General features: G+C 65.8%; 13 protein-coding genes. 7 read left to right on the forward strand and 6 right to left on the reverse strand.

What is annotated here, in order from left to right:
- Positions 1-58 precede the first annotated feature (58 nt).
- Entirely contained in the window at positions 59-1,810 is a 1,752-nt protein-coding gene (locus ACFSM0_RS14470; protein WP_377391795.1) for a PHA/PHB synthase family protein, read from the forward strand.
- Positions 1,811-1,958: 148 nt separating this feature from the next.
- Here ACFSM0_RS14470 and mnmA read toward each other — a convergent pair whose 3' ends face one another.
- Entirely contained in the window at positions 1,959-3,107 is a 1,149-nt protein-coding gene (gene mnmA, locus ACFSM0_RS14475) for a tRNA 2-thiouridine(34) synthase MnmA (RefSeq protein WP_377391798.1), read from the reverse strand.
- A gap of 127 nt (positions 3,108-3,234) precedes the next feature.
- Between mnmA and sciP the strand changes: the two genes are divergently transcribed.
- The 5 genes from sciP to ACFSM0_RS14500 all read left to right on the forward strand — a co-directional run bounded on the left by sciP (position 3,235) and on the right by ACFSM0_RS14500 (position 8,813).
- A complete protein-coding gene (gene sciP, locus ACFSM0_RS14480; protein ID WP_377391801.1) occupies positions 3,235-3,513 on the forward strand; it encodes a CtrA inhibitor SciP in 279 nt (92 codons plus the stop codon).
- Positions 3,514-3,608: 95 nt separating this feature from the next.
- Complete coding sequence (gene ctrA / locus ACFSM0_RS14485; protein WP_377391804.1) at positions 3,609-4,322, forward strand: response regulator transcription factor CtrA; 714 nt, start codon at positions 3,609-3,611, stop codon at positions 4,320-4,322.
- A 72-nt stretch (positions 4,323-4,394) separates the two neighbouring features.
- Complete coding sequence (gene ligA / locus ACFSM0_RS14490) at positions 4,395-6,515, forward strand: NAD-dependent DNA ligase LigA (RefSeq protein ID WP_377391807.1); 2,121 nt, start codon at positions 4,395-4,397, stop codon at positions 6,513-6,515.
- Complete coding sequence (recG, locus tag ACFSM0_RS14495) at positions 6,512-8,605, forward strand: ATP-dependent DNA helicase RecG (protein WP_377391810.1); 2,094 nt, start codon at positions 6,512-6,514, stop codon at positions 8,603-8,605. Before ligA ends, recG begins: the two co-directional genes overlap by 4 nt.
- A 70-nt stretch (positions 8,606-8,675) precedes the next feature.
- A complete protein-coding gene (locus ACFSM0_RS14500; protein WP_377391813.1) occupies positions 8,676-8,813 on the forward strand; it encodes a hypothetical protein in 138 nt (45 codons plus the stop codon).
- 191 nt (positions 8,814-9,004) lie between these two features.
- On the opposite strand, the gene ACFSM0_RS14505 is transcribed toward ACFSM0_RS14500, so the two are convergent.
- Positions 9,005-10,414, reverse strand: a complete 1,410-nt coding sequence (locus ACFSM0_RS14505; RefSeq protein WP_377391816.1) for a methyl-accepting chemotaxis protein — start codon at positions 10,412-10,414, stop codon at positions 9,005-9,007.
- Positions 10,415-10,480: 66 nt separating this feature from the next.
- A complete protein-coding gene (locus tag ACFSM0_RS14510; protein ID WP_377391819.1) occupies positions 10,481-10,906 on the reverse strand; it encodes an iron-sulfur cluster assembly scaffold protein in 426 nt (141 codons plus the stop codon).
- A gap of 75 nt (positions 10,907-10,981) precedes the next feature.
- Here ACFSM0_RS14510 and hisI point away from each other — a divergent pair, with 75 nt between their 5' ends.
- On the forward strand, positions 10,982-11,344 hold the full coding sequence (gene hisI, locus ACFSM0_RS14515) for a phosphoribosyl-AMP cyclohydrolase (protein WP_377391822.1): 363 nt from the start codon (positions 10,982-10,984) through the stop codon (positions 11,342-11,344).
- A gap of 53 nt (positions 11,345-11,397) precedes the next feature.
- On the opposite strand, the gene gluQRS is transcribed toward hisI, so the two are convergent.
- Genes gluQRS through ACFSM0_RS14530 form a run of 3 tightly spaced genes read right to left on the reverse strand, consistent with a single transcriptional unit; the run spans position 11,398 to position 13,966 of the window.
- On the reverse strand, positions 11,398-12,234 hold the full coding sequence (gluQRS, locus tag ACFSM0_RS14520; protein ID WP_377391825.1) for a tRNA glutamyl-Q(34) synthetase GluQRS: 837 nt from the start codon (positions 12,232-12,234) through the stop codon (positions 11,398-11,400).
- Positions 12,231-13,574 (reverse strand): methylenetetrahydrofolate--tRNA-(uracil(54)-C(5))-methyltransferase (FADH(2)-oxidizing) TrmFO, encoded by a 1,344-nt coding sequence (trmFO, locus tag ACFSM0_RS14525; protein WP_377391828.1) that lies wholly within the window; start codon positions 13,572-13,574, stop codon positions 12,231-12,233. The genes gluQRS and trmFO overlap by 4 nt, the downstream gene beginning before the upstream one ends.
- A gap of 41 nt (positions 13,575-13,615) precedes the next feature.
- On the reverse strand, positions 13,616-13,966 hold the full coding sequence (locus tag ACFSM0_RS14530; protein WP_097070120.1) for a DUF6614 family protein: 351 nt from the start codon (positions 13,964-13,966) through the stop codon (positions 13,616-13,618).
- Positions 13,967-13,991 lie beyond the last annotated feature (25 nt).

Consider the following 13,991-nt stretch of genomic DNA (forward strand, 5'->3'; position numbering starts at 1 on the left):
GGCGGTGAAGCCGCCCGGGCAAGACAGCGGGCGCGCCCGCCCGCAAAACGAGGAACGCATGAACAGCCCTTTGAAGACCCGCCCCGAGGCGGAACCGGTGCTTGACGCGGCCGGGTTCCGCCGTTTTGACCGCATGTATCACGCCCTGATGGGCAAGGCCGAGGGGGGGCTGTCACCGGTCTCGCTCTGGCTGGCCTGGGCCGATTGGGCGGCGCATCTGGCGATGAGCCCCGGCAAGCAGGCCGAACTGAGCTATAACGCCATGGCACGCGCCCAGCAGTTGGCGGCAGAGGTGCAATGCCAGCTCCGCGGCGGCCGCGCCGACGGGCTTGATTGCGTGACGCCGCTGAAGGCGGACCGGCGCTTTGCCGGCGAGGATTGGAAAAAGTTTCCGTTCTCGCTTTATGCGCAAAGCTTTCTGGCGGCCGAGGCCTGGTGGAAAGAGGCGACAACCGGGATTTCGGGGGTTGAGACCGCGCATGAGAAGCTTGTCGCCTTTTATGGCCGCCAGTTCCTCGACATGATGGCGCCGACGAACTTTTTGGCGACCAACCCCGATCTGATCGCCCGCACCCGCGAGGAAGGCGGGCGCAACCTGATCCGGGGCGCGCATTATCTGGCCGAGGATATGCGCGCGCTGGCGCAAGGCGCCGATGAGGAGGCGCAGTTCCGCCCCGGCGAGACTGTGGCTTTGACCGAGGGCCGGGTGGTGTTTCGCAACCGGCTGATCGAGCTTATTCAATATGCGCCGGTGACCGAGACGGTGCAGGCCACGCCGCTCCTGATCGTGCCGGCCTGGATCATGAAATATTACATTCTTGATCTCACCCCGCCCGAAAGCCTGATCGCCTGGGCGTTGGAGCAGGGCTTTACGGTGTTCTGCGTCTCCTGGAAGAACCCCGACGAGGACGACCGCGACCTCGGCTTTGACGATTACCGCGAACTGGGCGTGATGGCGGCGATCAACGCGATTGGCCAGATCACCGGCGCGCCGAAGGTGCACGGGCTGGGCTATTGCCTCGGCGGCACGCTGCTTTCTGTTGCGGCGGCGGCGATGGCGCGCGACGGCGATGACCGGCTCGCCTCAATGACGATGCTGGCCGCGCAGGTGGACTTTACCGAGGCGGGCGAGCTCAGCCTCTTCACCAACGAAGACCAGCTTGCGCTGATCGAAGACATGATGTGGCAGGAGGGCTTTCTCGACAAGACGGCGATGGCGGGCACCTTCTCGATGCTCAAGTCGAAAGATCTGATCTGGTCGAAGATGGTGCATGATTACATGCTGGGCGAGCGCGAACAGGGCTCGGCGCTGGGCGACTGGTCGCATGATGCGACGCGGATGCCCTACAAGATGCATTCGGAATATCTGCGCCATCTGTTTTTGTCGAACGATCTCGCCGAGGGGCGGATGGAGGCGGGCGGGGGGCATGTGATGCTGCGCGACATCCGTTGCCCGGTTTTTGCCGTGGCGACCGAGCGCGACCATATCGCGCCCTGGCAATCGGTGTTCAAGCTGACCTGGCTTTTGGGCAGCGAGGTGACCTTTGCGCTGATCGCGGGCGGGCATAACAGCGGCATCGTCTCGCCGCCGGGCAACCCGCGGGCGAAATATCGGCTGCTGACCCATGTGCATGGGGCGCCGCATCCGGGGCCCGAGGAGTGGGCGCAGACCGTGGCGCCGGTGGCGGGCTCCTGGTGGGAGCCCTGGGGCGCATGGCTGGCGGCGAAGGGCACGGGCGAGAAAATCGCGCCGCCCGCGATGGGGCCCGATCTCGGTGCCGCGCCGGGGCGCTACGTGTTCGGGCGCTGAGCGCGCGGGCCGCTTTCGCCTCGGCAGGCCGAGGCGACCCGCCGGGGGGCTGCCGCCCCCCGGACCCCCCGCTTTTCCGGGGGCATGCCCCCGGGCCCCCTGCCTTTTCCGGGAGGCCATGCCCCCGGGCCAGCGCGCGCGGCGGGGCTCAGGCTGAGGCGCCCTTCCAGATCCAGCCGCCGCCAAAGATCCGGCTGCCATCGGTTTCATAAAAGACGCAGGCCTGCCCCGGCGAGACGCCTTCTTCCGGGCTGAGCAGTTCCACCTCGGCCGCTGTGGCGCTGACCGGCCGCACGATCGCGGCGCGCGGCGCGCGGGTGGAGCGGATGCGCACCGAGACATGCCATTCGGGGCGCGATTCGAACGGCGCGTCGCCGAGCCAGTTGATCTCGCGCACCGGCACGATGCGGGTGGAGAGCGCCTCTTTCGGGCCGACGATCACCCGGCGTGTGTCAGGATCGAGCTTGATCACGTAAAGCGGGCTGTCGCCAAGGCCGCCGATGCCGAGCCCGCGGCGCTGGCCGATGGTGTAATGAATCACCCCGCGGTGCGCCCCCAGCACGTTTCCCTCCAGATCGACGATCTCGCCGGGGTCGGCAGCCCCCGGGCGCAGCTTCTCGATCACTGCGGCATAATTGCCTGAGGGGACGAAGCAGATGTCCTGACTGTCCGGCTTATCGGCAACAATAAGCCCGTATTTGGCTGCAAGTTTACGCGTTTCTGCCTTCGAGGGCAGGTGGCCGAGCGGAAATCGCAGGAAGGCGAGCTGCTCGGGCGTGGTCGAAAACAGGAAGTAGCTCTGGTCGCGCCCGGCGTCTGCCGCGGCGTGAAGCTCGGGCCCGCGGGCGCCGATCTTGCGCTGAATATAGTGCCCCGTCGCCATGCAATCGGCCTCAAGATCCTTTGCGGTCTCGAGCAGATCCTTGAACTTCACCCGCTCGTTGCAGCGGATGCAGGGCACGGGCGTGGCCCCCGCGAGATAGGCATCGGCAAATTCCTCGATCACCGCTTCACGGAAAGTGTTTTCATAATCAAGGACATAGTGGGGGAACCCCATGGCCTCTGCCACGCGGCGGGCATCATGAATATCTTGCCCCGCGCAGCAGGCGCCCTTTTTGGCGAGCGCGGCGCCATGGTCGTAAAGCTGCAGCGTGACGCCGACCACATCATAGCCCTCCTCCTTCAGCAGTGCCGCAACGACCGAGCTGTCGACGCCGCCCGACATCGCCACCACGACGCGGGTATCAGCGGGCGCTTTGGGCAGGCCCAGCGAGTTCAGGGGGAGATCAGTCGGCATGAGAGGAGTCCTTTAACCAGAGTGTCGGAATATAGGAAAATGCGATCTAGTCTCAAGCCCGCGCTAAACCCGTCGTTAAGGCCCCCCTGTGCAGAGTTTGCCGGGATAAAGAAGACGGGGTGAGCCCATGTATCTGAAAAAAGTCGATGGTCCGCGTGCGGTTACGTTGCCTGATGGCACGATCCTCACACGCGCCGACCTGCCGCCGAAAGAAACGCGCCGCTGGGTGGCGTCGCGTAAGGCGACAATTGTGCAAGCCGTGACGCATGGTTTGATCGGCCGTGCGGAAGTGCTTGAACGTTACGGTCTGTCGGATGAAGAATTCGAGATCTGGACCGATGCGGTGAAGAAGCACGGCATTGCCGGGCTCAAGGTCACGGCGATCCAGAAATACAGACAACTTTAGGTTGCAAATCCAACAAAACCTGTGAGAGTAACTGGGTGTTAACCATTTGCTGCCAAGGTCGAAAGTGATCGAGGGATTAATGCGGAGAACCCAGGATGCGGATTTTGTTGGTGGAGGACGACCCGACGACCTCGCGCAGCATCGAATTGATGCTGACGCATGCCAACCTCAATGTCTATTGCACGGACCTTGGGGAAGAGGGGATCGACCTTGCGAAGCTCTATGACTACGACCTGATCCTGCTGGATCTCAACCTGCCCGACATGAACGGGCTCGAGGTGCTGCGTCAGCTTCGTCTCGCCCGGGTCGATACGCCGATCCTGATTCTCACCGGTGCCGATGACACCGAGAACAAGATCAAGGGCTTCGGCTTCGGCGCCGATGACTACATGACCAAGCCCTTCCACCGCGAGGAGCTGGTGGCGCGGATCCACGCGATCATCCGCCGCTCGAAGGGCCATTCGCAATCGATCATCCGCACCGGCAAGATTTCGGTCAACCTCGACGCGAAAACGGTCGAAGTGGCGGGCAAGCCCGTGCATCTGACCGGCAAGGAATATCAGATGCTGGAGCTTTTGAGCCTGCGCAAGGGCACCACGCTGACCAAGGAAATGTTCCTCAACCACCTTTATGGCGGCATGGACGAGCCCGAGCTTAAAATCATCGACGTGTTCATCTGCAAGCTGCGCAAGAAGCTGGCGGAAGTGACCGGCGGCGAGAATTACATCGAGACCGTCTGGGGCCGTGGCTATGTGCTGCGCGACCCCGATCAGGGCGACCTTGACCGCCGCATGGTCGTGGGCGCCTGATCGCCTGATCCGGTTCCCGCTTTACCCTCCCTCGCGCTGCCCCTACATCTGGGGCAGTTTCAGGGGGCCGGAATGAGTGATCCGCAAGAGCAAGAAAACCTGCGGCTGAGCCGCGCCGAGGCCGAGGCAGAACTGCCCGGCCTTGTTGCGCGTCTGGAGGCGGCGAACACCGCCTATCACGGGCTTGATGCGCCCGAAATTTCCGATGCGGACTATGATGCGCTCAAGCGCCGGTTGGCCGCGCTGGAGGCGGCGTTCCCGGATCTCAAGCGCGCCGACAGCCCCACCGCGCAAGTGGGCGCCGCGCCCGCCGAGGGCTTTGGCAAGATCCCCCATGCGGTGCGGATGCTCAGCCTCGAAAACGGGTTTTCGGACGAAGACATCGCCGATTTCGTCGACCGGATGCGCAGCTATCTGGGGCTTGCGGCAGAGGTGCCGCTGGCCTGCACCGCCGAGCCGAAGATTGACGGGCTCTCGCTGTCGCTGCGCTATGAAAACGGGGTGCTGGTGCAGGCGGCCACCCGCGGCGATGGTGCGGTGGGCGAGAATGTCACCGAGAACGCGCGCACGATTGCCGATATTCCGCATCGCCTCACCGGCGCGCCCGAACTGCTTGAGGTGCGCGGCGAGGTCTATATGAGCCACGCCGATTTTGCCGCGCTGAACGCGCGCCAGGCCGAGCGCGGCGAGAAGACCTTTGCCAATCCGCGGAATGCCGCCGCGGGGTCGCTGCGCCAGCTTGACGCCCGCATTACCGCGGCACGGCCTTTGAAGTTTTTCGCCTATGCCTGGGGCGCGCTTTCCGCGCCGCTTTCCGATACGCAATTGGGCGCGATTGCACGCCTCAAGGCATTGGGGTTTCAGACAAATCCCCTCACGCTGCTGTGCACGGACCTGCCCGCGATGCTCGCGCATTACCGCGCGATCGAGGCGCAGCGGGCGACCTTGGGCTATGACATCGACGGCGTGGTCTACAAGGCAAACGATCTGGCGCTGCAGGCGCGGCTTGGGTTTCGCGCCACCACGCCGCGGTGGGCGCTGGCACATAAATTCCCCGCCGAACTGGCCTGGACCCGGCTTGAAAAGATCGAGATTCAGGTGGGCCGCACCGGTGCGCTGAGCCCGGTGGCGCGGCTCGCGCCGGTCACGGTGGGCGGCGTTGTCGTCTCCAATGCGACGCTTCACAACGAGGATTACATCGCCGGGCGGTCCTCCAAAGGCGCGGAGATCCGCGCGGGCAAGGATATCCGCGAGGGCGACTGGGTGCAGGTCTACCGCGCCGGGGACGTGATCCCGAAAGTGGCGGATGTGGATCTTGCGCGCCGCGACCCCGCCGCACAACCCTATGGTTTCCCGCACCTTTGCCCCGAATGCGGCTCGGAAGCGATTCGCGAGGAGGGCGATGCCGTGCGGCGCTGCACCGGCGGGCTGATCTGCCCCGCGCAGGCGGTGGAAAAGCTGAAGCACTTCGTCTCGCGCGCCGCCTTTGACATTGAGGGGCTTGGCGCAAAACAGGTCGAGGCCTTTTACAAGGATGGCTGGATACGCGAACCTGCGGAAATTTTCACCCTGCAGGCGCGCTTTGGCGCGGGGCTGCAACAACTTAAAAACCGCGAGGGCTGGGGCGATAAATCTGCGCAAAACCTCTTTGATGCCATTGAGGAAAAACGCAAAATCCCGCTCGCCAAGCTCATTTTCGCGCTCGGCATCCGCCATGTGGGCGAAAGCTCGGCCGCGCTTCTTGCCACGCATTATCTGAGCTGGGCGCGCTTTGCCGAAGCGATGCGCGCGGCCCGCCCCGGCACGCCCGAGTGGGAGGAGCTTTTGAGCATTGATGGCATTGGCGAGACGCTGGCCGCCTCGGTCACGGCCGCTTTCCATGACGGCCCGGAATATGAGGCTATTCAAAGGCTTGTGGCGCATCTGAATGTCGAGGATGCCGTGCCCCCCGCCTCGGAAAGCCCGGTTTCCGGCCTTACCGTCGTGTTCACCGGCACGCTGGAGCGGATGACGCGGGCCGAGGCCAAGGCACGCGCCGAGGCGCTTGGTGCCAAGGTTGCGGGGTCGGTCTCGGCCAAGACCGATATTCTCGTGGCCGGCCCCGGTGCGGGCTCAAAAGCGAAGAAAGCGGCGGAGCTGGGCGTGAAGGTGCTCGACGAAGAGGCCTGGCTTGCGCTGACGGGGTTTGCATGAGCGGGCGGCCGGCCGCGCTCTTTCCGCTTTTTGCCGGGCTCGAAACCCTGCCCGGCATTGGCGCAAAAACGGCCAAGGCCATGGAAGCGCTTGGCATCACGCGCCCGCGAGATGTGCTTTTCACGCTGCCGCAAGGCGTGGTGGATCGCCGCCCCGTCGCCGCGCTGCGCGAGGTGGTGCCGCCGGTCATTTGCACGCTGGAGGTCGAGGTGCTGGCGCATCATGCCGCGCGCAACCGCTCCGGCCCCACCCGCGTGGCGGTGCGCGATGGTGCGGGGGTAGAGTTCACCCTCGTCTTTTTTCATGCCCGCGGCGATTACCTGCAAAAAATCCTGCCTTTAGGGGCCAAGCGGCTCGTTTCCGGCAAGCTCGAGCTTTTTGACGGTGTGGCGCAGATGGTCCACCCCGAGCATATCCTGCCGCCCGAGGAGGCGGCGGAGCTGCCGCGGTTCGAGCCGGTTTATCCGCTCACTGCGGGGGTCACGCAAAAGCTGATGGCGAAAGCCTCGGAGGGGGCGCTTGCGCGGCTCCCCGAGCTTGCCGAATGGATCGACCCGGCGCTGATGGCGCGCGAAGGCTGGCCGGATTGGGCGGCGGCCCTGCGCGCCGCGCACCGCCCCGAGACGCCGGGGGAGACTGCGCCCACGGCCCCCGCGCGCCAGCGCCTCGCCTATGACGAGCTTTTCGCGCATCAGATGACGCTGGCGCTTGCCCGCCGTCAGGCCCGCCATCCGAAGGGGCGGGAGACCAAGGGCACCGGCGCTCTGGCGCGCAAGGTGCTCGCTTCGCTGCCGTTCAAGCCGACGGGGGCGCAACTGCGCGCAAGCGCCGAGATTGCCGCCGACATGGCCGAGGCGCGCCGCATGAACCGGTTGTTGCAAGGCGATGTCGGCGCGGGCAAGACGCTGGTGGCCTTTCTTGCGCTGCTCAATGCCGTTGAGGCGGGCGGGCAGGGGGTCTTGATGGCGCCCACCGAAATTCTCGCGCGCCAACACCACGAGGGGCTTGGCGCGCTGGCCGAGGCCGCGGGCGTGCGCATGGCGGTGCTCACCGGGCGCGACAAGGGCCGCGAGCGCACCCAAAAGCTTGCCGATCTGGCCGAGGGGCGGATCCAGATTTTGCTGGGCACGCATGCGGTGTTTCAAAAAGACGTGGTGTTTCAAGATCTTCGGCTTGTGATCATTGACGAGCAGCACCGCTTTGGCGTGAACCAGCGGCAGGAGCTTGGCGCCAAGGGCGAGATGGCCGACGTGCTGGTGATGACGGCCACGCCGATCCCGCGTTCGCTCGCGCTCGCGCAATATGGCGATATGGATGTGAGCCTGCTCGATGAAAAGCCACCCGGGCGCCAGCCGGTGCAGACCGCGCTGGTCTCCACCGCGCGCATGGGCGAGGTGGTCGCGCATCTGCAAAAGGCGGTGGCGGAGGGGCGGCAGGCCTATTGGGTCTGCCCGCTGGTGGAAGAGAGCGAGCGGGTGGATCTTGCCTCTGCCGAGGAGCGCTTTGTGTCCCTGCGCGCGGCGCTTGGCGAGGGGGTGGTGGGGCTGGTGCATGGCCAGTTGCCGCCCGCCGAAAAAGACGCGGCGATGGCCGATTTCGTGGCCGGGCGCACCCGCGTGCTGGTGGCGACAACGGTGATCGAGGTGGGGGTGAACGTGCCGGCCGCCTCGATCATGGTGATCGAGCGGGCCGAGACCTTTGGCCTCGCGCAGCTGCACCAGTTGCGGGGCCGGGTCGGGCGCGGGGCGGCAAAATCCACCTGCCTCATGCTCTACCAAGCACCGCTCACGGCGGGCGGCGAGCGACGGCTGGCGATCTTGCGCGACAGCGAGGACGGGTTCCGCATTGCCGAGGAGGATCTGGCGATCCGGGGCGCGGGGGATGTGATCGGCACGGCGCAATCGGGGCTGCCGCGGTTTCGCATTGCCGATCTCGAACATCAGGCCGGGTTGATGGCGCTCGCGCAGACGGATGCGCGCGCGCTCCTCCTGAAAGACCCCGCGCTTGAGAGCCCGCGCGGCGCGGCGGTGCGCGCGCTTTTGTGGCTTACCGAACAGGATCGGGCGATCCGGCTGATTGAGGTTGGCTGAATGTTCTCAAAATGTTCTTGACCTGCCGGGGTCAATATGAGAACAAAGTGGCAACAGAAAGGAGATGCCGATGCGCCAGCCCCCGACGATCCGCCCTCTTGAGGCCCTCGCCAGCCGCGCCCCCACCGAGGTGGTGCAAGACACGCTCGGCGCGCTCTCGCTCTGCGTCACCTTTGTTGCAATCCTGTTCCTGCCCGGGTTGTTCTGAGTTGCTAGCGCTCCGGTGCCGTGCTGCCGGGCCCGATACGAGTGCCGCTGTTTCCCGGTCAGGCGAGCCTGGCCAAGTGTTCACTGCCTCGCGCTTTTGCCGCCGTCTGTCCCCAGGTTTGCGGCAGCCTGTCCCAAGGCCCTATCAAAGCGCACCTCACGCCGCCATCCCCCGATGGCGGCGTTTTTTTGTTACATCCGGTAGGCGAGGCGCAGCCCGCCCCAATGCCGTCCGTCCACAAAGATCGGCGCAGACAGATCCTTCATCAGCACGAAGTTTCCGCCGCCCATGTCGCGGCGGTAAATCTGCAGCAGGAAGGGCGCGGTCGATTGCCCGGCGCGCAGGCCAACACGATCATTGAAGAGCCGGCGGTTGCGGCAGTTTGCTGCGTTCCAGACCGGGTCCACGCTTTGCGGCTGGGAGAATTTGCGGTTGTGCGTCGGCAGATAGCCGTTCCGGTCCACCGCGGCGCAGAACACGACATCGGGCGAAAGCTCAAGCATCCGCTCCTGCACTTCGGGCAGAACCCGGTCGGTAAAGGCGGTGAAAGGCGCCATGATCTGCGCCGGATCCGTGCCCGCGATCGGGGTGTACCGGCTGTCAAACAGCGTTGCGGCAGAGATCTGGCCGGACTGGATCGCGGTTTCGAAAAGCTGCGTGATCTCTGCGGCGGCCTGCTGGGCGGCCCGAATGAAATCATTGTCGCCGGTGGCACCGCCCAGTTCGACCGCCTCTTGCACGATCGTTTCGCCCGCGAGGATCAGCGCCTTCGTCTTCTCGGTTGCCTTGCGCATCTCGGTTGAGGTGCTGGTCATCCCGTCCGACATCCGCCGGAACGCCGGGCCGAAAGAGGCATTGGCGGCATTCACCTCTGCTGCACGCGCGGCAATATCGCCCACCGCGCCGCGGGTGAGCTTGAGCCCGTCGAGCATCCGCCCGAGCGCGGCATCCGTGCCCGCCGCACCCGTCAGCACCGCCTCGGCATCGGTGGAGATCGTGCCGGCCTCGTCGCGCAGCACACCAACCGAGCCGCTGAGGCCCTCGACCGCGTCGCCGATCCCCTCGGAGGCCGCCGCGGTCTTGCGCGACAGCTCGTTGATCGCCTCGGCCACCACCGCAAAACCACGCCCCGAATCGCCCGCGCGCGCCGCCTCGATCTTGGCGTTGATGGCAAGGATGTTGACCTGTTTTGCCACCGAGCGGATCTCGGCATTCTCGGCCTGAACGCGGGCCAGCGTTTCGTTGAGCGCATCCATGCGGGTGATCGCGGCGCGCACCCAGGCCGCGATGGTCTGGGCGTGAGCGCCGGTTTCGCGCAGTTGCGCGACCGTGCCCTCGACCAGATCGAGGGTCATTTCTGCGGAGCGGCCAACCCTTTCGGCGCCATCCAGCACCCGGGCATTGGCGTCTTGCACGGTTTCGGCGGCGCTTTGGGCGGTGCGCAAAAGCTGCGTCTGCGCGTCAATATGGGTCTCGAGCGCCTCAAGGGCGCCGGCGACCTCGGCAACATCGCGGCCAAGTTCAAGAGCATCCTGCGCAATGCGGTTCACGCGCGCCTCGGTTTGCGCAGGCTCGGGGGAGGGCATCAGGCTCTGGGTCATCGCTCGCTCTGGCTGGTTCGGGCCACCATGCCAAGGTTGTCTTGCGCAAGCGTTAAGCGCTGCAGATCATTTTCTCAGCGCGCTGAGCACCGCATCGGGGGCGAGCAGGATCGAGGCGTGACGGTTGGGATAGGCGCGCGCGGCGGTGAGCACTTCGTAGTCGGCAAAGGGCGCGGCGGGCACCGGGCCGCCGGTGAGCATGGCCGCGAGCGCGTCGCGCAGCGCCGCCACCTCGGCCTCGGATCGGCCAATCACGTGGCGCGCGAAAATCGAGGCTGAGGCCTGCCCGAGCGCACAGGCATGCACGGTCTGGCTGTAGGCGGTGATGCGCCCCTCCTCGATGCGCAGCGCGACCGCGATATTAGAGCCGCACAGCGGCGCGCGCTGGCTGGCCTCATGCGTCGGCGCGGCAATCGGATCGGTGAGGGGGATATCGGCGGCGAGCGCCAGCACCCGGTCGGCATAGAGTTTGAAGAGATCCTGCTCGCTCATCGGCACCTTTTTCTGCCGGCCTTTTGTTTCCCGGCCCGGGGGGGTAGATAGGGCGGATCTGCGATGGAGGAAAGCATGGGTTTCGACGCGAGCGAGCTGAAATACGACGCGAACGGGCTGATCCCGGCGATTGCGCAGGATCACGCGACGGGCGAGGTGCTGATGATGGCCTGGATGAATGCCGAGAGCCTCGCGCGCACGCTTGAGAGCGGGCAGGTGACCTATTGGAGCCGGTCGCGCCAGAGCTTCTGGGCCAAGGGCGAGAGCTCGGGCCATGTGCAGAAGCTTGTGGAGTTGCGGGTGGATTGCGACCGCGATTGCCTGTTGATGCTCGTCGATCAGACCGGGCCGGCCTGCCACACCAACCGCCGCTCGTGCTTTTACACGGCGGTGCGGGACGGGGAAGAGGTCGAGATTCTCGCGCCGATGGATCTGTGAGAGCCCCCGGGGCGCTGCCCCGGACCCCGGGATATTTGTTGCAAGATGAAAGGCTAGAGCCCGACAAGGCGGCGGATGTCTTCGGGGGTTGCGCCTTCGGCACGGTATTTTGCGAGCGCGCGGGCATCGTCGCGTTTGGCGAGGCGCTTGCCCTGATCGTCGCGGATCAGGCCGTGGTGGTGGTAGACCGGGACGGCGAGGCCGAGCAGCCGTTGCAGCGTGACATGGATGGCGGTCGCGGCGAACAGATCCTCGCCCCGGGTGACATGGGTGATGCCCTGCGCCGCATCATCGAGCACCACGGCGAGGTGATAGGAGGTGCCCATCTCGCGCCGGGCGAGCACCACATCGCCCACGTCGCGGATCATGCTGTCGCGGGAGATCTCGGGGCGGCCGCGATGGGCGGGGCCGGTTTCCGTGAACGCGCCATCGGTGGCGGCCAGATCCATGCGCAGCCGCAGCGCCACCTCGGGGAGGGGCTGGCCGGGGCGGGCCGCACCGCGCGCCCGGCAGGTGCCGGGGTAGAGGAGGCCGTCCGGCCCCAAGGGCACGCCCTCCTGCGGGGCGGAGGCGGCAGCCTCGATATCGCGCCGTGTGCAGGTGCAGGCGTAAAGGAGCCCCGCGGCCCAGAGCTTTTCGAGGCAGGCGCGATAGGCGGGAAGGCGTTCGGACTGGCGCAGCACCGCCCCGTCCCAGCGCAGGCCGAGCCAGCGCAGATCCTCGTAAATCTGCGCCTCCCAGGCGGGTTTTGAGCGCGCCCGGTCGATGTCTTCGATCCGCAGCAGAAACTGCCCGCCCGCCGCGCGCGCCATGTCATGCGCCACGATGGCGGCATAGGCGTGGCCCAGATGCAGCGGGCCGGTGGGCGAGGGCGCGAAGCGGGTGATCATGCCTGCGCGGCAAGCCAGGCGGAAAACACCTCCTTGGCGCGGTCGGTATAGCCCTTGTAGCGGTCTTTCCGGCCCTTGCGGCCGCCGCGCGCCGCTTCCAGCGGCGGGAAGAGGCCGAAGTTCACATTCATCGGCTGGAAGCTTTTGGCCTCGGCGCCGCCGGTGATGTGGTTCACCAGCGCCCCCATTGCGGTTTCAAAGCCGGGCGGCGGCAGGGTTTGGCCCTTCATTTCGGCGGCGGCCATGCGGCCTGCCAAAAGCCCCATCGCCGCGCTTTCCACATAGCCCTCAACGCCCGTCACCTGACCGGCGAAGCGCAGGTTTGGCCGGCTGCGCAGGCGCATCTGTGCATCAAGCAGGGTCGGCGAATTGAGGAAAGTGTTGCGGTGAATCCCGCCAAGGCGCGCGAAAGAGGCATTCTCTAGCCCCGGAATCATCCGAAAAACAGCGGTTTGCGCGCCATACTTCATCTTCGTCTGAAAGCCGACGATATTGTAGAGCGTGCCAAGCGCATTGTCGCGGCGCAGCTGCACCACGGCGTAAGACTTCGTGGCCGGGTCATGCGGGTTGGTGAGGCCAACGGGCTTCATCGGCCCGTGGCGGAGCGTTTCGCGCCCGCGCTCGGCCATCACCTCGATCGGCAGGCAGCCATCAAAATAGCCCGCGGTCTCGCCTTCATGAAATTCGGTCTTTTCGGCGCTCAGCAGGGCATCAATGAAGGCCTCATATTGCCCGCGGTCCATCGGGCAGTTGATATAGGCCTTCTGGTCCTCTTCGGTCTCGCCCTTGTCGTAGCGGCTCTGGCGCCAGGCGATGTCCATGTTGATCGTCTCGGCATGAACAATCGGCGCGATCGCATCGAAAAAGGCAAGGCTCTCGGCGCCGGTCGCGGCGCGGATGCTGGTTGCCAGCGCGCCCGAGGTGAGCGGGCCGGTGGCGATGATCCAGCGCCCCTCGCCGGGCAATTCGCAGATCTCGCCCGGAGCGAAGGAAATCAGCGGATGGGCGCGCAAAGCCTCTGTCACCGCGGCGGAAAACGCCTCGCGGTCGACGGCGAGCGCACCGCCCGCCGGGAGCGCATGGCGGTCCGCCATCTGCATGATCAGCCCGCCCGCGGCGCGCATCTCCCAATGCAGAAGGCCCACGGCATTGCGCTCATCGTCATCCGAGCGGAAGGAGTTCGAGCAGACCATTTCGGCGCAATCGCCGGTCCGGTGCGCGAAGGTGCCGACTTTGGGGCGCATCTCATGCAGCACCACGGGCACGCCCGCTTGCGCTGCCTGCCACGCCGCTTCCGAGCCCGCAAGGCCCGCGCCGATGATGTGAAGTGTGTCCGTCATGGCGCCGATTTAGGGCGGCGACGGCGAAAAGGAAAGCCCCGTCAGATCAGCGCCACGCGCTCGCGCCGTTCCGGGTCCGGGAAGGGGCGATAGACGCCGACGGTGTAAGAGGCGATCATGCCGTGCATCAGTTCGTAATGGCGCATCTCGCTTTCCGAAAGCTTGGCAATGGCCCGGAACGTGGTTTCGAGCGCGGCCAGATCTTCAAGCTCGATCTCGAGCAGGAACGCCTCGTGCAGATCGCTCGCCAGCCCCATCTTGCGGCGCAAAAGCCGCCAGCCGCCGATCAGGTCGAGCGCCTTCAGCTCGCCCATCCATTGTTCCACCGAGGCCGCGAAGGCGAGCGCCTTGGCGTCGCTCTTGAGCTCGATCATGCAGTGATAGAGATTCATGCTGTCCTCCCGCAGGTGAGGGTAG

The organism is Rhodobacter lacus (assembly GCF_042683065.1).
GTDB classification, from domain to species: Bacteria; Pseudomonadota; Alphaproteobacteria; order Rhodobacterales; family Rhodobacteraceae; genus Rhodobacter; species Rhodobacter lacus.